The organism is Streptomyces sp. NPDC048434, from assembly GCF_043200375.1.
Lineage (GTDB): Bacteria > Actinomycetota > Actinomycetes > Streptomycetales > Streptomycetaceae > Streptomyces.
Map to the genome: position 1 here is coordinate 243,346 of NZ_JBICXQ010000005.1, position 24,279 is coordinate 267,624.

Genomic DNA, 24,279 nt, shown 5'->3' on the forward strand with positions numbered 1-24,279 from the left:
GATCCGCCATGGTCTCGTCGTCCGTTGGTCGCGGAGAGACGCACTGCGAACCGGCGCGCGGCCGTGATGCGCCCGAGTCTGGTGGCACGTGTGGTGGGTGACCGTAGTTCCGGTGCGGTGGTGCGGACCGATGGCGTCGGCGGTATGAAGCGTTCTCTCCATGGCGGCAGGTTGCTGCCACCGCGCAAGGTGAACCCACCGGCCTGTGGTTGATGCCGGAGTTCTCGCAGGGAGAGCTGAGTGCGGACGCCACACCTCCGCAACCCTCGGATGGCTCAGCACCACGTGCGCCGCACCGTGACCGATTGTAGGACGGACTCGACGGGTGTGGCGGTGGGAGGAGTGGCTCGGCATGAACGTCGTCGTTGATCTCAACCGATGTCAGGGTTATGCGCAGTGTGCCTTCCTCGCCCCCCGGGTGTTCACGATGCATGGCGAGGAGGCCCTGTTGTACACCCCGGCCGTCCCGGAAGACCAGCGGGAACGTGTCCTCCGGGCCGAGGCGGCGTGTCCGGTGCAGGCGATCCTCGTGGGTGAGGAGGCGGTCGTCGGTGCAGGGTGAACCACGCGATGGCCGCATCGTCGTCGTCGGTGCGTCGCTGGCGGGGCTGCGGGCCGCCGAGACGCTGCGTGACGAGGGGTTTGCCGGCTCGCTGACGCTGATCGGGGAAGAACCGCATCCCCCCTACGACAGGCCGCCGTTGTCCAAGCAGGTGCTGCTCGGAATGGTGTCGGCGGACAAGACCGGGCTGCCACAGCGCCGTCCGGTCGACGCCCACTGGAAACTCGGCGTGCGCGCCACCGGGCTCGATCCGGTCGGGAAACAGGTACTCCTCGCCGACGGCGAGAAAGTGCCCTTCGACCGGCTGCTGATCGCCACCGGAACCCGCGCCCGGCCCTGGCCGAACCCGGCCGAGGCCGCCTTGGACGGGGTGTTCACCCTGCGCACCAGCGAGGACGCGGGCCGTCTTGCGGAGCGTCTCGACGCCGGGCCGCGACGGGTCCTGGTCGTCGGTGCCGGCTTCACCGGCTCGGAGATCGCCTCCGCCTGTCGCGAGCGCGGTCTTGCGGTGACGGTCGCGGAGCGGGGCCCGGCACCTCTGGTCGGTGCGCTCGGCGGAACGCTGGGTGCGCTCGCCGCGAAGCTGCAGCGCGCGCACGGTGCCGATCTGCGCTGCGGGGTGACGGTCACCGCGCTGGAGGGCAACGGGCGGCTCACCGGCGCACAGTTCTCCGACGGCACGAGGATCGATACCGATGTCGCCGTGGTGGCCCTGGGTGCGGTCCGTAACACCGATTGGCTGGCCGAGTCGGGACTCGCCGCGGGCCCACGAGGAGTGACCTGTGACGCGGGGTGCCGCGCCTTCGACATGTACGGGATCGTCACCGACGACATCTTCGCCGCGGGCGACGTGGCGCGGTTCCCGCACCCGCTCTTCGAGTATCAGCTGCTCTCCCTGGAGCACTGGGGCAACGCGGTCGCCCAAGCCGAGGTCGCGGCCCACAACATGGTCAATCCGGGGCCGCGCAGACGCCCGCATCTGACGGTACCGGCGTTCTGGTCCAGCCAGTTCGGCCTCAACATCAAGTCGGTCGGCGTACCCACCTTCTCCGACCAGGTGGTCATCGCCCAGGGGTCGCTCAAGGACGCCCGGCTGGTTGCCGTCTACGGCTACCGAGGACGCGTCACCGCTGCGGTGAGCGTGAACCAGGCCAAGTCGCTGGAGTACTACCAGCGGCTGATCGAGACGGCAGCGCCGTTTCCGCCCGCGCCGGGAGCCGCCGACCAGATCGAGTCCCCGGTGCCCGTCCCCTCCGACGTGCCGGACCCGAAGATGCTGTCGCACGGCCCGACCGTCGCCCTCACCGGTCATCTGCCGGACCGGCGCCTGACCCTGGTGCAACCGGCACGCTGAGACCGCCACTCCATAGCGATGAGGAGCCCCCGCGCATGGCTGCGGACACCCTGTTCCACCGGATCACCGACTACGCCAACCGCGCCAACCCCTACCCGCTGTACGCCGAGCTCCGCGAGGAGGGGGTGGCACGGCAGGAGGACGGCAGCTACCTGGTCGGGACCTACCATGAGATCCAAGCCCTGCTGCACGACCCGAGGATCAGCTCGGACCGCCGCAAGCGCACCGTCCCGGACGCGACGACGGCAGCCCAGGAAGGGCTCCCGCCGGCCTTCATCGGACTCGACGACCCCGAACACCACAGGCTGCGAAACCTGACGATGCGCTCCTTCGGCCCGCCCCACACGCCGGACCGGATCGATGGCATGCACGACGACATCACCCGGATCGTCAAGGACCTCATCGGCAGCTTTGCGGGCAAGGAGCGGATCGACATCGTCGACGACTTCGCCTACCCGCTGCCCGTCACCGTGATCTGCCGTCTCCTGGGTGTACCGATCGAGGACGAGCCACGGTTCCGTGAGTGGTCGGATGCCATCGTCACCGGCATCGATCCCAGCCCGCGGGAGGACCCCGCGGAGCGTCAGCGGGCAGCAGCCGAGGCCCGGAAGGCGATGGGCCTGTATCTCGGAGAGCTCGCCGAGAAGCGCCGTGCCCATCCCTCCGACGACATGCTCTCCGCATTCGTCAGCGACAGCTCGGACGGGCAGCTGACGCCGCTCGAGATCATGACCACGTCGGTGCTGCTGCTCATCGCCGGTCACGAGACAACCGTCAACCTGATCACCAACGGGATCCTCACCCTGCTGCGCCACCCTGACGAGCTGGCACGCCTGCGCAGCGAACCCGCCTTGATGCCCCGGGCGGTGGAGGAACTGCTGCGGTACGAGCCCCCCGTCCAAATGCTCCCGCAGCGCACGCCGTTGGCCGATATCGAGGTCGCGGGCGTCACCGTCCCCAAGGGCGCGCCCCTCATCCTGATGCTCGCGTCGGGCAACCGCGACCCCCGGCGGTTCCGTGACCCCGACCGCTTCGACCCGACCCGCGACGACCACACACACCTCGGCTTCGGCAGTGGCATCCACAGCTGCTTCGGGGCACCGCTCGCCCGTCTGGAGGCGCAGATCGCTCTCAACGAGCTCCTCCAGTACCTCGACCACCCCCGCTTGGCCGAGGACCCGCCTCCCTACCGCCGCAGTCCCGTACTGCGCGGGCCCCGGCACTTGCTCGTCGAGCAAGGCCGGGCCGCTGTCCGAGGGGGTCAGTAGCGCGGGTTCTTCTTCCCGGCCCCGCAGAGGTCCCGCACCGGGTGACTGGCGTTACCGCGGAACAGGGCCATCTCGATGCCCGCGACCTTGACCTTGTCGCGGTCGCGGACGACGGGAGTGGACCAGTGGTTGTCGCCGTTGCGGACATGCCGCCAAGGGGTGGACTTGCCCTTGCCCTTGCCGTTGTACCAGTAGAGCCGGATCGCCGGGTGCATGCCGTCGGCCCGGTTGTCCTTGGCGCGGACGGATACCGAGTGCAGCTCCGTCTTGCCGGCCCAGGTCCATGCGGCGCTCCCCGAGCCGCCCCTTCCGGAGCAGGACGCCTTGACCGCGGCGGCCGCGGCCGGAGTGGCGGTGGCCGGAGCGGCCGTGGCCGGCACCGTGAGTGCCCCCGCCGCGAAAGTCATTCCCCGTGTACGCACAACATTTCCCTTGAGTGGGTCTCGTCGTCTGATGGGACTGGTGGGAACTGAACCCCCGTACCAGTCCTCGATCAAGAGATACCGGGGCGGCTTGACGAGCGACAGATGATTCGATGAGGTTCGAAACGAGCCCCGCGGCACCGGCCTCCGGCGGCGGAGGGACACGGGCCAACCGTGCCCGGACAGACGTCGAGCGCCGGGCCACGACGATGGCCACGGAAGGCCTGGCCACCGCGTTGGACTCGCTGCATCCCGCCATCGCCTGCCGCTCATCGACGCTGTACCTCGCCGACCCCCGGATTCTCAGCCTGACCACCAGCCGGCCCCTGAGGCTGTTTCCCTCCGGCCTGGCCGGCGGCTGGCTGCTCAGTGTGGACCCGTGGGACGAGCGCGGGCCCTATCTGGTCTATCCGGCCACCGGGCAGAACACCCGGGCACGCACCGGCAAGCCGTCCGCCACACAGGACCCGGACCTACCTTTCGCCGATGTGATCGGACACTCCCGACTCCGGCTGTTGACCGACCTGCATCTGCCGAGGACCACGACGGAGCTGGCCCGGCGTCACTTCATGAGCGCGTCCACGGTCTCCTACCACCTCAGCCGTCTCCACCGCGCGGGCCTGCTGACCCGGACCCGCTCGGCACACCGGGTCCACTACCGCCGTACGCCCCAGGCCGACCAACTGCTCCAGCCGGCCGAGGACCCGCCGAGCGCGGGCCACGCTAGCGCGCCGAGCGCGGTGGTCTCCGTCTGATCCGTGCACGGGCCGGCGGCCGGCCGGTGCGAAATGGAGTGGCCCGCCCCCGGCGACTGCTGTGATCATGAGGAGCCCGTCTGTCGCAGAGTCTGGAGGAAGCGTCGTGAGCCCTGCCGTTCCTGCCGATCCGACCGTGCTGCACCCGATGCCCGAGCAGCCGCGGGTGGTGCTGTTGAAGCCGCTGGTGACCTCGCCGTTGATCGAGGTCGGCGAGTTCTCCTACTACGACGATCCGGACGACCCGACCGCCTTCGAGACCCGCAATGTGCTGTACCACTACGGGCCGGAGAAGCTGGTCATCGGGAAGTTCTGTGCGCTGGGGGAGGGGGTGCGATTCCTCATGAGCGGCGCCAACCACCGTATGGACGGCCCCTCGACATTCCCTTTCCCGATCATGGGCGGTTCCTGGGCCGCGCACTTCGATCTGATCACCGGCCTGCCCGGCCGGGGTGACACCGTGGTGGGCAACGACGTCTGGTTCGGATACCGGGCCACGGTGATGCCCGGCGTCCGTATCGGCCACGGCGCGGTCATCGCGTCCGGGTCCGTCGTCGTCGATGACGTCCCCGACTACGGGATCGTCGGCGGCAACCCGGCCCGCCTCATCCGTCGTCGCTTCGACGATGCGGACATCGACCGGCTGCTGGCAGTGGCCTGGTGGGACTGGCCGGTTGAGCACCTGACGGAGCACATCCCGGCCGTCATGTCCGGCAGCGTCGATGAGCTGGAGGCGGCGCGCCCCAGGAAGCGGTAACTGCGCTTCAGGGCCCGCCGTCCGCCCACACTCGCCCGGCCCGGTCGGTCTCCGGTGGGGCTGAGGGGTTGTACGACCGGGGATCGTGCAAGGGGGTCATGACGTGGGCAGTCCGGGCCCCGTGCAGTGCACATCGGCTCACCCGGACCGCCGTGCTCGACAACGGCCACCTCGTCGAACAGGGCTCGACCGGGCAACTCCTCGCGAACCCCCAACACCCGCTCACCGCCTCGCTGCTGCAGGCCGCACCCGACCGTGGGGGCGCGCCGGGCCTCGCGCCGCCCGAGGCCGGCGCGGCACTCCGCACCTGAGCCGGGGCGCCGCTGCCCGTACGGCCCGCTACCGGTGCGGACCGTCCACCAGCCGCAGAGGCAGCGACTTCAGCCCATTGATGAAGTTCGACACGAGCCGCTGCGGCCGGTCGGCGACCGCCAGGGCGGGCAGCAGTCTGCCGGTCTCCTCGTACAGCACCCGCAACTGCAACCGGGCGAGATGCGCGCCCAGGCAGATGTGCGGGCCGTCGCCGAAGGAGACATGCGGGTTGGGTGAGCGGGCAAGGTCCAGACGGTGCGGGGCGGCGAAGACCCGCTCGTCGTAGTTCGCCGAGCCGTGGAACACCACCACCTTGTCGCCGGCGCGTATCCGGCGCCCGGCCAACTCGGTGTCGCACGCGGCGGTCCGGCGGAAGCTGAGCACCGGCGGATGCCAGCGCAGCAACTCCTCCACACAGGTCGCCGTCTCCACTGCCCCGGCGCGCAGCTCGCGGTACGCGTCCGGGTGCCGGGCCAGTGCGAGCAGGCCGCCGGGAGCCGCGCTGCGGACCGTGTCGTTGCCCGCGATGGTCAGCAGGAAGAAGAACATCTCCAGTTCGGGCGTGGCCAGTTCGTCGTCCGAGGCGAGTACGGTCATGACGTCGTCGCCCGGATGCCGTCGCTTGTGGGCGGCCAGCTCGCGCGCGAAGCCGAACATGTCCTGCAGCATCGCCGGGGACCGCGGGTTGGCGGGACGCCCGTCCGGCCCCGATGCGGCCGGGCCCGATTCGTCCGGGTCCTGATACCCGATGACGCGCCGGGTCCAGGCCAGCAGCAGTCCGCGCTCAGCGGGCGGCACTCCGAGCAGATCGGCGAGGTTGAGCAGGGCGAAGTCGTCCGTGACATCGGTGACGAGGTCGCGCACCCCGTTCCCCGTACGCGCCGCGTCGACCGCCGAGGTCAGCAGGTCACGGGCCCGCTCGCGGACGGCCGTCCCGAACCGCTCGATACGGCGAGGGGTGAAGGCGCGGCTGACCAGGCGCCGCAGCCGCCCATGGTCCGGGGGGTCCTGATTGAGCATCATGCGGCGGATGAACGGCAGGTCGGCGGGGTCGGGATCGCGGATCTGGGTGGCCCCCAGACGAGAGGAGAACGTGCCCGCGTCCTTCAGGACCCGGACGACATCCTCATGCCGCGTGACCGCCCAGAAGCCGGGGCCGGCCGGCCAGCCGAGCACCTCGTGCTCCTCCTGCCAGGCCACCGGATGCTGATCGCGCAACAGCCGGTACGCGGTGTGCGGCAGACCGTCCGCGTAGCCGCGGGGATCGAAGACGTCCGGCACCTCCGGCCGGGCGGCCCTCCCGGCGGACACCGTCATCCGGCTTCCGGCCCGTCGCCGTCGGCGCGCAGAAAGTCCTCGACGGCCCGGATCAGCTCCAGCGGTGTTTCGTCCATGGCGTAGTGCCCCGCCGAGCGCAGCTCGACCAGCTCACTCTGGGCGTACCACTGCATCCATGTCTCACGCGTCAGTTCGGCGGTCAGCGCCGGATCCAGCGCCCCGGTCACCGCCAGCGCCGGCACCGCCGAGCCCTCGACCTCGGCCGAGAACGTCTCCCCGGACCAGGAGTCCAGCCAGGACCGGAACGCCTTCGGGTCGCTGCGCTCCAGTGACCGCTGCACCATCCGGTCCAGCCAGGCGGCCGGACGCTGCCCGCCGGTGGTGAGGTCGAGGATGGCCCGTCGGTTCTCCGGCATGTGGGCCGCCGAGGAGAACAGTTCCCACTGCTGCGGCGGCAGCGGCAGTCCGGAGGCGGGGACCGGCGAGATTCCCACGAGCCTGCGCACCCGGTGCGGAGCCGAGGCCAGTACGCGTTGGACGACACTGGCGCCCATCGAATGTCCGATCACCGAGAACCGGTCCCAGCCCAGCCGGTCGGCGAGCGCGAGCACATCGCCCGCCCCCTCACCCGAGGTGTACGCGCCGACCGCGGCCCTGGCCTCGCCGTAGCCACGGAGATCGACCAGTGCGTACTGGAACGCGTCCTGATCGAGATCCGGCAGCACCGGGTCGAAGGCGGACCTGTCGGCGAACCATCCGTGCACGGCGATGACCTTGTGCGATCCCCGGCCGTGCAGGGCATAAGGCAGTACGAAGGAAGACACGCGCACTCCACAGGTGTGACGAACTTGCCGACGGCCAACGGGCCACGTCCGACCACAGTGGCCGTAACCTCCGGGCCCTGCAAGGGCGCCACGGGCTCGAAGCGACAGGCCGGAGCGGCGCCAGGAGACCGCGTGCCGACGCCGGGCCGGCAGCGACCACGGGCACCACCTGGTCACCGTTGCTGTGGGCCACCAGGGCGGCGCGTGACCGAGCGTCTGTGGTTCCGGCGTGGTTACGATCGAAAGGACAGGTGGGGGCCGTCAGCGTGAGGTGGACGTCGTGGCCAGACTGGTCTCCGTCAACGTGGGTCTCCCCAAGGATGTCTCCTGGCACGGGAGGACGGTGCACACGGGGATCTGGAAGAGCCCCGTCACCGGCCCCCGGATGGTGCGGAAGCTGAACATCGACGGTGACGGGCAGGGCGATCTCGCCGGGCACGGTGGTGAGATGCGCGCGGTGATGGTCTACCAGCTCGACTCCTACCGCTACTGGCAGCAGGAGCTCGGGCGTGACGACTTCGTGCTCGGCCAGTTCGGCGAGAACTTCACCGTGGAGGGGCTCGCGGACGACGAGGTGTGCATCGGGGACCGCTACCGGATCGGGGAGGCCGTCTTCGAGGTGTCCCAGCCCCGGGTGACCTGTTACCGGGTGGGGCTGCGGATGGATGAAGCCCGGATGCCTGCCCTCCTGGTGTCCCACCGGCGACCGGGCTTCTACTTCCGGGTTCTCACCGAGGGCGAGGTGGAGGCCGGGCAGGACATCGTCAAGATCGCCACGGGGACGGGCCGGATGACCGTCACCGAGGTCGACGGCCTGCTGTACCTGCCCGAGCACCCACGGGACCGGATCGAGCAGGCACTGCGCATCGACGCCCTCAGCCCGGGATGGCAGGGCTCTTTCCATGCCCTGCTGGAGCAGGCCGACCGCGGGCCGGGGGCCACCGTCGGCAATGCCGGCCTGCACGCCCAAGATGCCGGCGTCGGGCCGGCCTGGGCCGGATTCCGTCCCCTCGCCGTGGCACGGGTCGAGAGGGAAAGCCGCAGCGTCCTCTCCCTGTGGCTGGCCGACCCCGACGGCACGCCGGTGCCTGCCGCCGCACCCGGCCAGTACCTCACCGTGCGCCTGGGGGCCGGGGAGGACGGACCGGAGCTGGTGCGCAGCTACTCCCTGTCCGGTCAGCCGGGCGGGGACCAGTACCGCATCAGCGTCAAACAAGAGCCGCACGGCGCCGCCAGCACCCGGATCCATACCCGGGTCAGGGTCGGCCAGCGCCTGCAGGCCGCCGCGCCCCGTGGCACGTTCACCCTCGCCCCGGGGCCCGCCTCCGTGATCCTGGCCTCGGCCGGTGTGGGCGCCACACCCGTCATGGCCATGTTGCGGGCGCTCGCGGACTCCCGGACGACTCGCCAGGTGTGGTGGCTGCACGGGGCCCGCAACGGTGACGATCATGCCTTCGCGGAGGAAAGCAGACACCTGCTGCATCAGCTGCCGCACAGTCATTTCCGCATCTGCTACAGCCGCCCCCGGCCCGAGGACCGGCAGGGCTCCGACTACACCGACGCCGGGCACCTGTCCGCCGGGCTCCTCACCCGCATCGGCCTGCCCGCCGACGCCGACGCCTACCTCTGTGGCCCCACCGCCTTCATGAACGACCTCACCGACGCCCTGACCGGAATCGGCCTGGGCCCCGGGCAGGTCCACACGGAAGTCTTCGGAGCCGGCCCCGGGATCACCCCGGGCATCGCCCCCACCGCGGCCCGCCCGCCCCACCCGCCCGCGGGAGCCCCCGGAACCGGACCCGCGGTGTCCTTCGCACGCAGCGGCCTGACCATCCCCTGGAAACCGGAGTACCGCACGCTCCTGGAGATGGCCGAGGCCTGCGACGTGCCCGTGCGCTGGTCCTGCCGGACCGGTGTGTGCCACACCTGCGTAACCGGCCTCCTCGGAGGAAGCGTCAGCTACGACCCCGATCCCGTCGAGCCGCCCGCCGACAGCAACGCCCTGATCTGCTGCTCACGGCCCCGCCAAGACGTCGTACTCGACCTCTGACGCGCGCCGCTCCGCGGAAACCGGCCTACGGGTCCGCGTCGCGGTGGCAGCGACCCGGGCCGAATCCCCTCATCCGGCAGCGGTGCTGAGGGCTCGTGACGAGGAGGCCGCCGCGGAGAGGTCAGCTGCCGGACAGTTTCTCCTGCAGCCAGTCGAAGACGACCTCGCAGTGCTGCTGAGGGGCCATCGGGGAGCAGTGCAGCTGCGCGCCGGTGGCCGTGGTGAGTTTCACGTAGTCCTTGGGAGCCGTCAGTCTGTCGAACATCTGACGCGGCTGACCGGGATAGAACTGCTCGTAGTCGTAGTCGAGCACCAGCGTCGGCATCTTGATGCGGTCCACGACGTTCGTGATGTCCAGCGACTTGATGAGGGTGGCCGGGGTGTAGAAGTCGGTGAACATCTTGCCCTCGCGGGCCGCGAGCATCGCCGGCACCGAGAACGGCTCGATGCGCTTCTTCAGCGATGCGGCCGCGGACGGCGGCAGCTCGGGCACGACCTCCTTGTTCCAGATGTGGTTGGTCTTCTCCTTGTCCGGGGTGAGGACCTCCCGGATCTCCGGAGGAAAGCCGAGCCAGGGCGTGAGCACGCCGGGCATCGCCACCAGAGCGGCGATCCGGTTCTCGAAGGCCGCGGCCCGGGGAGCCAGATTCCCGGCCATGCTCAGGCCGGTCAGGGCGATCTTGCCGGTGTCCACGTCCGAGCGGGCGGACAGCCAGTTGACGAGCGGCGTGACGACGGTCTCCCAGCGTGGCGTGAAGACCACATGGTCGACGAAGAGCAGCCGGCCCTGGCCGGGCCCGTCGTACACGAGGGCGTTCCAGCCGCGCTGCAGGGCGGCCGGGACGCCATAGGTCCACATGTCGACGTTCTGCCCGTCGCTGCCGTTCGTGAGGATCACGGTGGGGCGCCGCTTGCCGGAGCCGTCCGGCCGGAAGAACCACACCGGCAACGGGGTCTTCCGGTACGGGATGTGCGCCGTCACCGGTGCCGGGTCACTCAGCTCGCAGAACGTGTCCCAGGCGCCGCGCCCGGCCTTGTACAGCTGCTCCTCGCTTCCGGGGGTGTCGGAGCCGAGGACGAAGAACAGTGCCTGGCCGTAGTACTGCGCGGCCCGCAGCGCACGGAAACGCGTGGTCTCCGTCCCGGGCTTGCCGCTCTTGGGCGGTTGCCTCAGCCGGTCGCCGAGTTCCTTGAAGGTCTCGGTGTACGTCTGCGCGGAGAGCCCGGCCTTGTTGATGGTGTTCACGGCGGTGAGTACCTCGCCCACCTCCCCGGCGCCGTAACCAGACGAGCCGAGGGCGAGGAGCCCGTTGAAGTTGAAGCCGGGGTCCTTGAAGAGCGTCATCACACCGGGAGTGGGACCGCTCGTCGGCGCGGAGGCCCACGCCGTGCGCGTGGGAGTGGGCGCCGCCGCGGGCGAGTCGTCCGACGCGGTGCACCCGGCGGCCAGCACGCCCCCCGCCCCACCGACGAGCCCGGCGAGGGTGGTGCGGCGGGTGGGGCCGGATGCGGGATCCCCCGAAACGTAGGTCATGCCGACTGAACGTACGAGCCGTGCCCCTGGGCCTCTCTCTCCGACACCCGCCGTTCCCCCGAACGGCACTTCACACCACCGCGCCTCCACCGTGCGGAGCCAGGGGTATGCATCGAGCGTGGGTGCCAGGCGTCGCGGGCCCGCGCTGTTGCGAAAGACACGGCTCAGGCGTCGAACCGCTGGGCGGCCGCGCGCAGACGCTTGCCCCGCCTGCCCACCATCGATTTGACCGGGATCAGCACCACCCACCACAACTTCGCGCCCGTCGGGGAGATGAAGGCGAGCGGCACGGCGGCGGCGAAGACCACCACCGTCGACGCAAGGTCGGCCACATCGTTGCGCGCGACGGGATCGGGCAGCGCCGCGCTTCCCAGCCAAGGGCGCTTCCACAGCACGATCGTCAGTGCGAGCTGTGTGGCCACCATGGCCGCGACGGCGCCTGAGTAGACGGCCACCGACTGCGGCTGGTCCCCGTACTCGGCCAGCAGGGTGGTGGGGAAGGGCATCAGGGCGACCAGCCCCAGGCTCAGCAGCCCGAGTCTGATGACCGTCCCGTCGACTCGCCGCACGTACTGGAAGATCTGGTAATGGCCCCGCCAGCACGCCGCGATGACCAGCAAGCTGAGGACGTACGCCCACACTTTGGGCATCACATCCCTCAGTGCCTGAGAGAAACCGGCGGGCCCCAGCCCGTCGGGCAGTTTGATGTCCAGCGCCAGCAGCGTCATCGCGATGGCGAACACTCCGTCGGACAGCGCAAGGAGTCGGCCTGCGTTCTCCTCGTCGTCGTCCCGTACTCGCTGGTGACCTTTCACCACGCCACCCTAGGATCACATGCCCAGGAATGTTCAGATTGATCCCTTGAACGTGTTGAGCCGCCCACTGGGCTTCGTGGCGCCGACGGCGTGGGGGCGCGGTGTCGCGGCGCTGTCGCCGGCCGTCGTCCGTCATCGATGCCGAGCTGACACGGTGTAAGGGGGGCAAGCGGCGGCGAGCGCCGCGTGCGCCGCCCTCATGGCGGAGGTGTCGGCTCGTCGGACGCGCCGTCAGTCGGCCCAGGAGCCGGGGCCATTCGGCAGCCCGGTGCCACCGCTCGGCACCCCCGGCCAGCAGGTGCGGGCGGTGCGGGAAGTAGGGCCCCCCGGCGTTCCCCTACCCCTGCTGTCGTAAAGTCTTCGTCAACTAGCCGCGCACCACATCACGTTCGCACGGTGTCCGAATATCGGGTATCGCTCCACGATGGAGCGGTGTAAACCTGGGAATCGAAAGTACGGATCCTCGGCGACCATTGAATCTGCTGGCGGAAATCGCAATACCCTTGGCTGGCAGGGGAGTTGGCGTTATGGCTCCGTGAACATCTCGTTATCGACAAACGTGTTGAATACATGAAGGATGTGCTCGATCCGTACCGACCCCCACTTCAGCTGCATATGGCTGATTCGGTGCGAATGAGGGAGAGACATCACCATGGGCCGCTACTTGCTGCGCAGGCTTGCCAACTATCTGGTCCTGGTCGTCGTCGCCGCGTCCCTCACCTACTTTCTGGCCGGGCTCAGCCTCAACCCCCGCGCCAAGTTCGAGGGTCGCAATCCGCCGCTGCCCGCGTCGTCCATCACCAAGACGCTCGACGACTACAACATGAACCCGGACACCCCGATCCTGTCCCGGTTCGGACACTGGGCGGAGGGCGTCGTCCATGGTGACCTGGGCAAAACCATCGAAGGTGACGACGTCAACGACGACTTCGGCCGCCGGGTAGGTGTCTCCACCCGGCTGCTGCTCATCGCGACCCTCGTCGGCTCCGTCGGCGGTGTCGCACTCGGCGCCTTCGGCGCCATTCGCCAGTACCGCCTCTTCGACCGGTTCACCACCCTCGCCTCGTTCTTCGTGCTGGCCATGCCGGTGTTCGTGATCGGCGTCGCGCTGAAGATCGGCGCCACCGCGCTCAACGACGGCTCACAGACCATCAAGGTGCTCGGCGAGTACGACCCGCAGTACGCGGGGCAGTGGAACTTCGACGCCCTGGTCAACCGCGCCCAGCACATGCTGCTCCCGGCACTGACCCTGATCATCCTTCAGGTCGCGCTCTACAGCCGCTACCAGCGCTCCACCATGCTCGACGTCCTCGGCAGCGACTTCCTGCGCACCGCCCGCGCCAAGGGACTGCGCCGACGAAAGGCCCTGGTCAAGCACGGACTGCGGACCGCGATCCTGCCCGTCGTGCCGCTGCTGGTCTACAACATCGTGCTGCTCTTCACCGGCGCGACCTTCACCGAGAAGACCTTCGGCTGGCACGGCATGGGCGAACTGCTCGTCGACTCGATCAACAAACAGGACGTCAACTCCGTCGCCACCGTCGGGCTGTTCACGGCCGTACTGGTGCTGATCGCCGGAGTGCTGTCCGACCTGCTGTACGCGGCGCTCGATCCGCGCGTACGGGTCCGCTGACCCGCCCCCGCCGACCGGCCCGCACCCCCACCGCCCCTCAGGAGAGCGCGCGATGAGCGTCCAGCTGCCCCCCGCCACCGAACCGGTTCCCGGCCCCGTCCCGACCGGTGCAACCGAAGGCCGTCCCGCCAAGGCCCGTACCTCACGGCTGCGGCTGACCGTCCGGCGCTTCGCCCGGAACCGACTGGCACTGTTCGGACTGTTCCTGCTGGTGCTGCTGTTTCTCGGCGCCTACGGCGGCCCGTTCCTCACCAAGTGGGACTACCAGCAACACGACTTCATGAACTTCCTGTCCAGCCCCTCCGGGGACCACTGGTGGGGCACCACACAGGGCGGCGTCGACCTCTTCTCGCTCACCATGCGCGGGCTGCAGAAGTCGCTGATCATCGGCATTCTGGTCGGTGTCATCTCCACCTTCCTGGCCGCCACCGTCGGTGCCTTCGCCGCGTACTTCGGCGGCTGGACCGACCGGGTGCTGATGTGGATCGTCGACCTGCTGCTGGTGATGCCCTCGTTCCTGATCATCGCCGTCCTGTCGCCCGCGTTCCGCGGCGCCACCTGGCTGATCTTCGTGGTCCTGCTCGGCGCCTTCAGCTGGATGGTCACCGGTCGCGTCGTACGCTCCATGACCTTCACGCTCAAGGACCGCGAGTTCGTCAAGGCCGCCAAGTACATGGGCGTCCCCGCGCCGGTCATCATCTTCCGGCACATCCTGCCCAGCATGGCCTCGATGCTGATCATCGACACCGTCATCCAGGTCGGTGCGGCGGTCATCGGCGAAAGCAGCCTGTCGTACTTCGGGTTCGGCGTGCAGGCGCCCGATGTCTCCCTCGGCACGGTCATCGCCGACAACACCGCCAACGCCTCCACCTACCCGTGGCTGTTCTTCTTCCCGGCCGGCTGCCTGGTGCTGATCGGCGTCTCCATCTCCTTCGTCGGCGATGGGCTGCGTGATGCTCTCGACCCCAACGCATCGGGCGCGAAGGCGCGTTCGCACCGCAAGAGGAGGCAGCCGAAGCAGCGACCGGCCACGGCCGCGGTTCCGGCACAGGCGACGGCCGCCGGCACCCGGCCCGCCGAGCCCGAGACGCCCGCCGGCAGCCAGGGCGCCGCCTCGTGAACCGCGCCGTCCGCCACCCCCAGCTCCAGCACCCCGCGCACCGCGCGCCCCAGGAAGGACCCCGACGGTGACCGAGACCAGGCCGTCCCAGCCCACCGAGGCTCTCGACGCGGCGCAGCCCGTCCTCGACGTCAGCGATCTGACGGTCTCCTTCCCGAGCGAAGCGGGCGAGGTACAGGCCGTACGCGGCGTCTCCTACGCAGTGCGTCCCGGCGAGGTGCTCGGCATCGTCGGCGAGTCCGGCTCCGGCAAGTCCGTCTCCGCCATGGCCGTACTCGGGCTGCTTCCCGAGAGCGCCGAGGTCGCCGGGTCCGTCAAGCTCGCCGGGCGCGAACTGCTCGGCCTCGGTGACGCCGCTCTGTCGAAGATCCGCGGCAAGGACATCGGCATGGTCTTCCAGGACCCGCTGTCCGCGCTGACCCCCGTCTACTCCGTCGGCGACCAGATCATCGAGGCCATCCAGGTCCACCAGTCGCTGGACAAGACGGTCGCCCGCAAACGGGCCGTCGAACTCCTCGACGTGGTCGGCATCCCCGACTCCAGGCGCCGGGTGGACGCATTCCCCCACGAGTTCTCCGGCGGTATGCGCCAGCGCGCGATGATCGCCATGGCCATCGCCAACGACCCCAAGGTCATCATCGCCGACGAGCCCACCACCGCCCTCGATGTGACCATCCAGGCCCAGGTCCTGGAGGTGCTCAAGACCGCACAGGAGGTCACCGGCGCCGCCATCGTCATGATCACCCATGACCTCGGTGTCATCGCCGGCTTCGCCGACCGGGTGCAGGTCATGTACGCGGGCAAGCCGGTCGAGGCGGGCCCGGTGGACGAGGTCTACTACCGGCCGCGGATGCCGTACACCATCGGCCTGCTCGGCTCGATCCCGCGGCTGGACGAGGCACGGGCCGAGAGCACCGCGCGCCGCGCCCTCACCCCCATCGACGGCAACCCGCCCAAGATGGTCGACCTGGCGCCCGGCTGCCCCTTCGCCCCGCGCTGCCCCATCGCGATCGACCGGTGCCACACAGCGGAACCGGAGCTGACGGTCGCCGAGGGCTCCCGGCACCGCACCGCCTGCCACCGCGCGCACGAGATCGGTGCCAGTCTCGACCGCGACGCCGTCTATCCGGTGCCGGTCCTGCCGGAAGCCGGCGCGATCGAGCGGCTGCCGCGCGAGGAGCGCCCCACCGTTCTCGAACTCGACGGACTCGTCAAGCACTTCCCCCTCACCAAGGGCGCCATCGTCAAGCGCACGGTCGGCACCGTACGGGCCGTGGACGGCATCAGCCTGGACATCCGTGAGGGCGAGACGCTGGGCCTGGTCGGCGAGTCCGGCTGCGGCAAAACCACCACCCTGCTGGAGATCCTCGACCTGCCCAGCGGCCAGGCCGGCACCGTCACCGTCTTCGGCAAGGACATCCGCGGTCTCAGCCGAGCGGACCGCAAGGGGCTCCGCCGCGACATGCAGATCGTCTTCCAGGACCCGATGGCAGCGCTCGACGCCCGGATGCCGGTCGGTGACATCCTCGCCGAACCGCTCAAGACACACGGCTGGGACAAGGCACGCATCGCCGCCCGCGTCCCCGAACTCCTCGACATGGTCGGCCTGGAGGCCGAGCACGTCGACCGCTATCCGCAGGAGTTCTCCGGCGGCCAGCGCCAGCGCATCTCCATCGCCCGCGCCCTCGCGCTGGAACCCAAACTGGTCATCCTCGACGAGCCGGTCTCCGCCCTCGACGTGTCCATCCAGGCGGGAGTCCTCAACCTCCTCGACGAGCTGAAGACCCGCCTCGGGCTCAGCTACCTCTTCGTCGCCCACGACCTGTCCGTCGTACGGCATATCGCCGACCGCATCGCGGTCATGTACCTCGGCCGGATCGTGGAACTCGGCGCGGCCGACGATGTCTTCGCCGCCCCCTCCCATCCGTACACCCAGGCGCTGCTGTCCGCGGTCCCGCTGCCCGACCCGCGCAAGGAGCGGGAACGCACCCGGATCCTGCTCAGCGGCGATCTGCCCAGCCCCGCGGACGTGCCGTCCGGCTGCCGGTTCGCGGGCCGCTGCCCGAAGTACGCCGGGCTCGGTGACACCGAGCAGGCGCGCTGCCGGGACGAGGACCCCGCCACGGTCGTCCTCGGCACGGACCACAAGGCGGCCTGCCACTACGCGACGCCGCTCGACGTCGTCCGGCCCCCAGCGCACTGACCGACCGCCCCGCTCCGCACATCCGTAGCCGGCACATTCTCGACAGCTCAGGAAGAGGCACCCGTGAAGGTCTCCCGATATCCACTCGCCCTCGTCGCGACCCTCGCCGTGTCATCGCTGGCACTGACCGCCTGCGGCGGCTCGGACAGTGACGACGACGCGCAGCAGAAGGCTCCGCAGGGGACGACCGCCGTCAACATCAAGGCGACGGACCCTGCGAAGCTCAAGCAGGGCGGGACGATGAACTGGGCCATCACCACGTTTGCCACCCAGTGGAACATCGCGGAGGTCGACGGTCTGCAGACCGGCCCCACCGAGGTGATGAAGTCCCTCATGCCGAGCCTGTGGCACTCGGACGCGCACGGTGTGCAGCACCCCAACCAGGCGTTCCTGCTGGACGCCTCGTCCGCGACCGTCAAGGGCAAGCAGGTCGTCACCTGGCATCTGAACCCCAAGGCCAAGTGGTCCGACGGCACGCCGATCACCTGGAAGGACATCGCGGCCAACACGAAGGCCCTCGACGGTCACGACAAGGCGTACAAGGTGGGTTCCACCGTCGGCTTCGACCAGGTGGCGGACGTCAAGAAGGGCAAGGACGACTACGAGGCCGTCATGACCTTCGCCAAGCCGTTCGCGGACTGGAAGGGCATGTTCAACGCGTCGGCCAACCAGCCGCTGTACCCGGCGAAGTACGTCTCCGACCCGAAGGCCTTCAACACCGCCTACGTCAACAAGATCCCGGTCACCGGCAACGCCTTCAAACTGGGCAGCATCGACAAGTCCGCCAAGACGGTCACCGTGGTGGCCGACCCGAAGTGGTGGGGTGACAAGCCCAAGCTGGACAAGATCGTCTTCCATGCGATGGACAACACCTCGATGCCCGGCGCCTTCGCCAACGGCGAGGTCGACTACTTCGACGTGGGCGGCGACGCCTCCGCCTACAAGCAGGCCTCCAAGGTGTCGGCCGGTGAGATCCGTGAAGCCGGCGGCCCCAACTACCGCCAGCTCACCTTCAACGGCGGGAGCGGCAAGCTGAAGGACCCGAAGGTCCGCCAGGCGCTCTTCATGGCCACCGACCGCGCGACGATCGCCAAGTCGGACCTCAAGGGCCTGGGCTGGAAGCCCTCCACCATGGACAACCACCTCCTGATCGCCAACCAGAAGGGCTATCAGGACAACGCGGGCAAGCTCGGCAAGTACGACCCACAGGCGGCCGGAAAGCTGCTCGACGAGGCCGGCTGGAAGCTCAGCGGCAAGACCCGCAAGAAGGGCGGAAAGGAACTGTCGCTGCGGTTCATCATCCCGGCGAGCTTGCCGGCGGCCACCAACGAAGGGTCGATGCTGACCCAGATGTACCAGCAGGTCGGCGTCAAGCTGCAGGTCCAGACGGTGCCGTCCAACGACTTCTTCGACAAGTACATCACCCCGGGCGACTTCGACATCACGCCCTACACCCTGCTCGGCACGCCGTTCCCCGCGAGCGGCTCCACCAACGTCTACAGCGCCAAGGGCGGCAACAACGACGCGAACGTCGGCAACAAGAAGCTGGACGACCTCCTCAACTCCGCCAGCTCCAACGCCGCCGACCCGGCCGGTGCGCTCAAGCAGACCAACCAGGCCGACGCCGAGGCGTGGCAGCTCGCCGGAGTCCTGCCGATCTACCAGCGCCCCGACATCGCGGCGATCAAGAAGAACCTCGCCAACATGGGTGCCCTCGGCATGACCGATGTGGTCTACGAGCGCATCGGCTTCACCAAGTAGCCCCCTGAGCAGCAGGCGCACTGACGCCGGTGGCCGTATCCGGACCGTTCGGATGCGGCCACCGGCGTTCGCGCGTGGCGGAGTGGAGGGGTCGCCTCCGCCGCCGTCCGGTCAGCGGAGCCTGCCCGCCAGGTCCCTCACGACCAGCGGACGGGAAGGCTCCGCGGACCGCGGAACAATGCGCCCAACCGCCAGGACAGATCGGTCGGGTGGGCGTCCAGTTCCAGCTTTGGGCAGCGCTCCAGGAGCGTACGCACCGCGATCCGTGTCTCCAGCCGGGCGAGCGGGGCACCCAGGCAGAAGTGGATGCCGTGGCCGAAGGCCACATGGCCCCTGGCGTCGCGGGTGATGTCGAAGCGGCCGGGATCGTCGAATCGGACGGGGTCGCGTCCCGAGTCGCCGATCACGGGGAGCACCACTTCGCCGCCGCCGGGGATCATCGTGCCCGCGATCTCGGTCGGCTCGACGGTGAAACGGAACGTGGACGTCTCCAGCGGCCCGTCGTAACGCAGCATCTCCTCGACCGCGCCGTCGATCAGCGACAGATCGGCGCGCAGCGCGGCGAGTTGAGCGGGATGGGTGAGCAGCGCCAGGACACCGTTCGAGATGAGGTTGGCGGTGGTCTCGTAGCCGGCGATCAGCAACAGCTGCGCCATGCCCAGGAGTTCATCCTGGCTGAGCCGGTCGCCGTCCTCGTCGCTCACCGCGATCAGATCGGTGAGCAGATCGTCGCCGGGGCGGGCGCGCTTCGTCTTCACCAGGTCGTCGAGGTAGCCGGCCATGGCCGTCAGGGCTTCCTTGGTCTCCGGCGTCGCGGCACCGACCATCAGGATGTCGGTCCAGGTACGGAAGATGTCCCGCTCCAGGAAGGGCACGCCCAGGAGCTCACAGATGACGGTGATCGGGAGCGGGAAGGACAGTACCTCGACGAGGTCGCCGCGGCCTTCGGGTGCGGCGAGCATCGCCGCCAGGAGCTCGTCGGTCATCTCTTGGATGCGTGGCGCGAGGGACGCCACCCGACGAGCGGTGAAGGCCCGTGCGACCAGTCCGCGGATGCGGGTGTGCTGTGGGGCGTTGGAACGGAGCATCGACGCGCCGATGGACACCGACTGCAGGCGCTGCGCGGACGAGGCGTGCCGCCACTCCTTCGACAGACGGGGATCGCTGAGGGTCGCGCGCACCTCTTCATAGCCGACGACCAGCCAGACGACCGTGCCCTCCGGAAGCCGTACGCGATGCACCGGGCCTCGCTCGCGCAGCCGCGCATACACCTCGTACGGATCGCGGACGAAATCCTCCCCCATCGCCGCCAGATCAAGGGTCCCCACCGGTTCCGTTGCCATCTGGCCTCCTTTCCCCGTGACCTTTGCCGCGGTATGGCTGGGTACGGGGGAACTATCCGTGGCGGCGGCCCCGCAAACCGTCCGCCCGCGCTCAACTGCACACGGCTGAGGGGCCGTTCGGCGATGGTGTGGCCGGCCACAGGCACGCGGCAGGGCGTCGGACGCGGGCGCAGACGGCGAAGCCCTCGAAGACGGGCCGTCGTCGGTCCGAACCGGCATCCGGTCCCGGACGGCCGGATGCCGGCCCGTGACGTCCTCGCTCTGCCTCCCCGGAGCCAAGGCCCCGGCGTCCGTACGTCCGACGGCACGTTCCTTGAGGTGTCGGCGAGGCCGGCGGCGGCGCGCTCAGAGGGGGCGTCCGGCCGCGGCGCGCACCGCCGCCGGACGCCCCCGCGACGGTCGGGCTGCCGGGCGAGCGGACAGCCCTGGCCACGGTGTGCGCTCCGTACGGAACGTGGCGGCCCGCCGTGCAAGGGGCGACGGCGGACGGGAGGGGTGCATGATGGAAGTAATCGAATAGACGCACGTGAAGAGGCGTAATTCGTGAGCGAAGGATTCCTGGAGACCGGTCACGAGAGCGATGAGGCCGGCCCTGACACACGGCCCGACCGCGAGGGGCAGGCCGAGGCCTTCGACGCGATCGGCGATCGCTATGACGAGGCGTTCCCGTACAAGCAAGGGCAGCTCGCCGCCGCCGAGTGGCTGATCAGGACGCTGTCCGCGGGCTCCCGCGTGCTCGACCTGGGCTGCGGAACCGGCCTGCCGACCGCCCGGCAGCTGGTGGACGCGGGGTTCGAGGTCGTCGGCGTCGACCTGTCCCGCGGGATGGTGGATCTCGCCCGGGAGTATGTGCCCGGTGCAACGTTCCACCGGCTGGACATCGCCGACCTGGGGCCCGACGGCTCGCACGACCTGGGTCGCTTCGATGCGATCGCGGCCTTCTTCTCCCTGCTGATGCTGCCGCGTACCGAGATCCCCGGTGCGCTATGGACGATCCACGAGCTGCTGGTCCCCGATGGCCTGTTCACCCTCTCGATGGTGGAGGCCGACGTGGACTACTTCACGATCCCCTTCCTCGGCGACACCATCCGGGTGTCCGGCTATCTGCGCGACGACCTGCGCAAGGTCATCGAGGAGGCGGACTTCGAGATCGTCGAGGAGACCTCGTACACCTACGCCCCCGCGATCTCGGACGTGCCGCCCGAGGAACAGCTGTTTCTCAACTGCGCGCGACGCGACTGAGGCCGCCCCGCACGGTCCCTGGCACCCACCGGACGGACGAGACGAGTGATGGAGCCCCGCACCCCAGGCCAAGGCCCCGGCAGGCTCCCCACCGGGTCCGGGGGCCGTCCTGCTCCCCACGACCTGACAGTGAGTGCCGCACCCGTGGACCCGGGCGCCACCACGCGGTCCCGACCGCCGTCACCGGGAAGCGGTCGTTCCGACGGCGTGCCCGCGGAGGGCCTGATCCTTCCGGGCCGCGGCGCCACCGGCCCCGACTCCGACGAGCGCCCCGCTGACGAGGCGGAGCGTGCCCCCGAGACACCGAGCGACCGGCTTCGGTACCTCGAAGCCGCGACCCGGCGGATCGCCCGGGGACTGGACCTGGACGAAACCCTGCGGGAACTGCGCCGGGCGGTGATCCCCACATTCGCCGACGCGATCCTCGTCCATCTGCGTGATCCACTGCCGACCGGGGAGAGACCACCGCCCGACCCTCTCGTCCTGCGACTGCACAGCATCGCTCAGGGGCCGGAGGATTCGGTCACCGCCGTGCCTCCAGGCGCCGCCGCCTTCGTGCATCTGCCGGTCACCGGCCGGTTCGCCGAGCTGCTGCTGGCCGGGCGTCCCGTGTTCGGCGACGCCCCGGAGATCGCGCCCGCGATGACCGAGCTGCTGGAGCCGGTGGCGAGCATGCCGGCGACACCCTCACCGGGCCGACGGCTGATCATCGCCCCGCTGTACGGCCGTCACCACGTCATGGGAACCGTCGCCCTGCTGCGTGGCGCCGACCGGCTAGCCTTCACGGCGGACGACCTCCTCGTCGCCTCCCAGCTCGCCACCCACACCGCCTTCGGCGTCGACAAAGCGATGCTCTACGGGCACGAAGCCTCGCTCGCCGACGCCCTGCAGCTCACGATGCTGCCCTCGTCGCTCCCCGAGCCCACCGGCGTCCGGCTGGCGAGCCGGTACCTGCCGGCCGCCGAGACCTCCCAGGTCGGCGGCGACTGGTACGACGCGATCCCGCTGCCCGGCAACCGCGTCGCGCTGGTCGTCGGCGACGTCATGGGCCACTCCATGACCTCTGCCGCGATCATGGGCCAGCTGCGCACCACCGTGCAGACCCTCGCCGGGCTCGACCTGCCGCCGGAAGAGGTCCTGCACCACCTCGACGAGCAGGCCCAGCGCCTCGGCAGCGAGCACATGGCGACCTGCCTCTACGCCATCTACGACCCCATCTCGCAGCGGCTGCTGATGGCCGACGCGGGCCATCTGCCCCCGGTACTGCTGCACCCGAACGGGGCGGGGGAAGTGCTTCAGGTCCCGCCCGGCGCGCCGATCGGGGTGGGCGGCGTCCCCTTCGAATCCGTGGAAATGCCCGCGCCCAGGGGAGCGACCCTGCTCCTGTACACCGACGGCCTCGTCGAGTCCCGTACCAGGGATGTCTGGACAGGAGTGGAGCTGCTGTGCGCCCGCCTGCAAGCCGCGGCCGCCGTAGTCACCTCCCCACCGCCGGAAATGCTCTGCGACGCGGTGCTGACCATCCTGGACCAGGACGCCCGGGACGACGACGTCGCCCTGCTCGCCGCCCGGTTCGACGGTTTTCCGTCGCTCAATGTCGCGTACTGGTTCCTCAATCCCCAGCCGCAAACGGCCGGCCGGGCCCGGAAACTCACCCGCAGAGCGCTGCACCGCTGGGGCCTGGACCCGATGCTCGAAACGACCGAGCTCCTGGTCAGTGAGGTGGTGACGAACGCGGTGCGCTACGCCTCCCGGCCGATCGCCCTGCGGCTGCTCCGCACCGATGTGCTCCGCTGCGAGGTGGGTGACGATTCACCGCAGGTGCCCCGGATGCGGCGTGCTCAGGCGGGTGACGAGGGCGGACGCGGCCTGTTCCTGGTCGACCGGCTCGCCCAGCGCTGGGGAGCGACACGGCTGAGCACGGGCAAGGTCGTCTGGTTCGAGCAGCCGATCCCCGAGGAGTACCGCCGGCAGGAACGGGACGCGCCGTAGCTCCCGTCCGCGAGTCACGAACGCGAGAGGCGCCTGCACCGGGGCAGCGGCCCTGAGAAGGGGGAGCGGGCGGGCGCCCGGCGGGAAACGGGAGCCCGCCCGGAGCGCGTTGCGCGGTGATGATGTGTCAGATGATCGGCCGGCTGTTCCACCGGCGCATTCCGCCCGATGCGTCGCGCGCCCGGCCGGTGGGAGGAATCTGCCGTCTAAACCTCCGCCCCGCCTGTCGCGTTTTCCCTCACGGCTCGTTGTCGCTCACGTGATTCCCTGTAGCAGCCCCGTCTCGGCCACCAAGAGTATGAACAGACCGAAGAGCGTCAGCTGGGCCGGACGCATCGCCCTGATCGAGCCCGCCCCCAAACCGGCCTACTACGCCCGCTATCTGGCGCCCCATTGGAAGGGCATGGCGCGCCTTGACAGCGACAACGGGATCGGCGCCCTTCCGGCCGCCCTCCTCCTGCTGCTCGCCGCGGCGCTGCTGTTCGGAGCCGGCGGAGCCGCGGCAGCCCTGGCGGTTCGAGCGGCCTGCGGCCGGCCCCCTCTGGTGGGGCTCTGGCTGGCCTTCGACGCCGCCACCGCTCTTATCCTGGCCGCCTCCTACTGGCTGGTGAACCGCTACGGCCTGCGGTTCTACGACACCGAGCCCGCCGACAACGAGATCTGGCGGCTGGTGACCGTGGCCAACACCGCCTGGCGCGCCCTTCCCCGCACCCATCGCCGCATCCAGCAGCCCCGGCTGCGCGCCGCCAACACCGCGGCCCGCCTCCTGCTCACCGACCACACCGATACCCGCACCCGTCAGGTCCTGGCAGCACATACCGAACTCCTGCGACATCTTTCGATCACCGTTCTGCCGGACACCCAGCCGCACGGTCAGGCAGACGAAGCCCTCAGCGCCGTTCTCGCCCACCACGATGCGGACGAATGCCAGATTCAGCTGGACGCCACCACCCCCGCGCCGCCCACCTCCCTCCCGTCACTCGCCGCCGCATCGGCGTAACGGCCACGCCTCACCGCTACGCCGCCCAGCGGCTCTTCTGCTTGCGGCACCGAG

At 69.8% G+C, this 24,279-nt stretch carries 20 protein-coding genes; 14 read left to right on the forward strand and 6 right to left on the reverse strand.

Annotated features, from left to right (window positions below):
* Positions 1 to 352 precede the first annotated feature (352 nt).
* From ACGFWI_RS08580 to ACGFWI_RS08590, 3 genes are read left to right on the forward strand one after another with little or no spacing between them, the layout of a single operon-like run.
* Positions 353 to 562, forward strand: a complete 210-nt coding sequence (locus tag ACGFWI_RS08580; RefSeq protein WP_393905163.1) for a ferredoxin — start codon at positions 353 to 355, stop codon at positions 560 to 562.
* Positions 552 to 1,916, forward strand: coding sequence for an NAD(P)/FAD-dependent oxidoreductase (locus tag ACGFWI_RS08585; RefSeq protein ID WP_393905164.1), 1,365 nt, complete (start codon positions 552 to 554; stop codon positions 1,914 to 1,916). The genes ACGFWI_RS08580 and ACGFWI_RS08585 overlap by 11 nt, the downstream gene beginning before the upstream one ends.
* Positions 1,917 to 1,951: 35 nt before the next feature.
* On the forward strand, positions 1,952 to 3,184 hold the full coding sequence (locus ACGFWI_RS08590) for a cytochrome P450 (protein ID WP_393905165.1): 1,233 nt from the start codon (positions 1,952 to 1,954) through the stop codon (positions 3,182 to 3,184).
* Here the strand turns inward: ACGFWI_RS08590 and ACGFWI_RS08595 are convergent.
* Positions 3,178 to 3,606: a hypothetical protein gene (locus tag ACGFWI_RS08595; RefSeq protein WP_393905166.1), complete on the reverse strand. Its 429-nt coding sequence runs from the start codon at positions 3,604 to 3,606 to the stop codon at positions 3,178 to 3,180. The two genes, ACGFWI_RS08590 and ACGFWI_RS08595, sit on opposite strands and share 7 nt — an antisense overlap.
* Positions 3,607 to 3,719: 113 nt before the next feature.
* Here ACGFWI_RS08595 and ACGFWI_RS08600 point away from each other — a divergent pair, with 113 nt between their 5' ends.
* From ACGFWI_RS08600 to ACGFWI_RS08610, 3 genes are all read left to right on the forward strand, one after another.
* Positions 3,720 to 4,361 carry an ArsR/SmtB family transcription factor gene (locus ACGFWI_RS08600; protein ID WP_393905167.1) on the forward strand — a complete coding sequence of 214 codons (642 nt, stop codon included), beginning with the start codon at positions 3,720 to 3,722 and terminating at the stop codon, positions 4,359 to 4,361.
* A 148-nt stretch (positions 4,362 to 4,509) separates the two neighbouring features.
* Positions 4,510 to 5,118 carry a CatB-related O-acetyltransferase gene (locus tag ACGFWI_RS08605; protein ID WP_393905244.1) on the forward strand — a complete coding sequence of 203 codons (609 nt, stop codon included), beginning with the start codon at positions 4,510 to 4,512 and terminating at the stop codon, positions 5,116 to 5,118.
* A gap of 98 nt (positions 5,119 to 5,216) precedes the next feature.
* Entirely contained in the window at positions 5,217 to 5,429 is a 213-nt protein-coding gene (locus tag ACGFWI_RS08610) for a hypothetical protein (RefSeq protein WP_393905168.1), read from the forward strand.
* 28 nt (positions 5,430 to 5,457) lie between these two features.
* Here the strand turns inward: ACGFWI_RS08610 and ACGFWI_RS08615 are convergent, their stop codons facing one another.
* Positions 5,458 to 6,747 (reverse strand): cytochrome P450, encoded by a 1,290-nt coding sequence (locus ACGFWI_RS08615; protein ID WP_393905169.1) that lies wholly within the window; start codon positions 6,745 to 6,747, stop codon positions 5,458 to 5,460.
* Entirely contained in the window at positions 6,744 to 7,532 is a 789-nt protein-coding gene (locus tag ACGFWI_RS08620; RefSeq protein ID WP_393905170.1) for an alpha/beta fold hydrolase, read from the reverse strand. The genes ACGFWI_RS08615 and ACGFWI_RS08620 overlap by 4 nt, the downstream gene beginning before the upstream one ends.
* A gap of 280 nt (positions 7,533 to 7,812) precedes the next feature.
* Here ACGFWI_RS08620 and ACGFWI_RS08625 point away from each other — a divergent pair, with 280 nt between their 5' ends.
* Complete coding sequence (locus tag ACGFWI_RS08625; RefSeq protein ID WP_393905171.1) at positions 7,813 to 9,582, forward strand: MOSC domain-containing protein; 1,770 nt, start codon at positions 7,813 to 7,815, stop codon at positions 9,580 to 9,582.
* Between the two features lie 121 nt (positions 9,583 to 9,703).
* Here ACGFWI_RS08625 and ACGFWI_RS08630 read toward each other — a convergent pair whose 3' ends face one another.
* The gene (locus tag ACGFWI_RS08630) at positions 9,704 to 11,116 is read right to left on the reverse strand and encodes an alpha/beta hydrolase family protein (protein ID WP_393905172.1); all 1,413 of its coding nucleotides are present in this window, start codon (positions 11,114 to 11,116) and stop codon (positions 9,704 to 9,706) included.
* A 164-nt stretch (positions 11,117 to 11,280) separates the two neighbouring features.
* On the reverse strand, positions 11,281 to 11,934 hold the full coding sequence (locus ACGFWI_RS08635; RefSeq protein ID WP_393905173.1) for a TMEM175 family protein: 654 nt from the start codon (positions 11,932 to 11,934) through the stop codon (positions 11,281 to 11,283).
* Positions 11,935 to 12,583: 649 nt separating this feature from the next.
* Here ACGFWI_RS08635 and ACGFWI_RS08640 point away from each other — a divergent pair.
* From ACGFWI_RS08640 to ACGFWI_RS08655, 4 genes are all read left to right on the forward strand, one after another.
* Positions 12,584 to 13,564: an ABC transporter permease gene (locus ACGFWI_RS08640; protein WP_393905174.1), complete on the forward strand. Its 981-nt coding sequence runs from the start codon at positions 12,584 to 12,586 to the stop codon at positions 13,562 to 13,564.
* 52 nt (positions 13,565 to 13,616) lie between these two features.
* Positions 13,617 to 14,684, forward strand: a complete 1,068-nt coding sequence (locus ACGFWI_RS08645; protein ID WP_393905175.1) for an ABC transporter permease — start codon at positions 13,617 to 13,619, stop codon at positions 14,682 to 14,684.
* A gap of 67 nt (positions 14,685 to 14,751) precedes the next feature.
* The gene (locus tag ACGFWI_RS08650) at positions 14,752 to 16,887 is read left to right on the forward strand and encodes a dipeptide ABC transporter ATP-binding protein (protein WP_393905176.1); all 2,136 of its coding nucleotides are present in this window, start codon (positions 14,752 to 14,754) and stop codon (positions 16,885 to 16,887) included.
* A gap of 63 nt (positions 16,888 to 16,950) precedes the next feature.
* The gene (locus ACGFWI_RS08655; RefSeq protein WP_393905177.1) at positions 16,951 to 18,648 is read left to right on the forward strand and encodes an ABC transporter family substrate-binding protein; all 1,698 of its coding nucleotides are present in this window, start codon (positions 16,951 to 16,953) and stop codon (positions 18,646 to 18,648) included.
* A 137-nt stretch (positions 18,649 to 18,785) separates the two neighbouring features.
* On the opposite strand, the gene ACGFWI_RS08660 is transcribed toward ACGFWI_RS08655, so the two are convergent.
* Complete coding sequence (locus ACGFWI_RS08660) at positions 18,786 to 19,991, reverse strand: cytochrome P450 (protein ID WP_393905178.1); 1,206 nt, start codon at positions 19,989 to 19,991, stop codon at positions 18,786 to 18,788.
* Positions 19,992 to 20,534: 543 nt separating this feature from the next.
* Between ACGFWI_RS08660 and ACGFWI_RS08665 the strand changes: the two genes are divergently transcribed.
* The 3 genes from ACGFWI_RS08665 (at position 20,535) to ACGFWI_RS08675 (ending at position 24,225) form a co-directional block, all read left to right on the forward strand.
* Positions 20,535 to 21,233: a class I SAM-dependent DNA methyltransferase gene (locus tag ACGFWI_RS08665; RefSeq protein ID WP_393905179.1), complete on the forward strand. Its 699-nt coding sequence runs from the start codon at positions 20,535 to 20,537 to the stop codon at positions 21,231 to 21,233.
* A 48-nt stretch (positions 21,234 to 21,281) separates the two neighbouring features.
* Complete coding sequence (locus ACGFWI_RS08670; RefSeq protein ID WP_393905180.1) at positions 21,282 to 23,225, forward strand: SpoIIE family protein phosphatase; 1,944 nt, start codon at positions 21,282 to 21,284, stop codon at positions 23,223 to 23,225.
* Between the two features lie 298 nt (positions 23,226 to 23,523).
* The gene (locus tag ACGFWI_RS08675; protein WP_393905181.1) at positions 23,524 to 24,225 is read left to right on the forward strand and encodes a hypothetical protein; all 702 of its coding nucleotides are present in this window, start codon (positions 23,524 to 23,526) and stop codon (positions 24,223 to 24,225) included.
* Positions 24,226 to 24,279 lie beyond the last annotated feature (54 nt).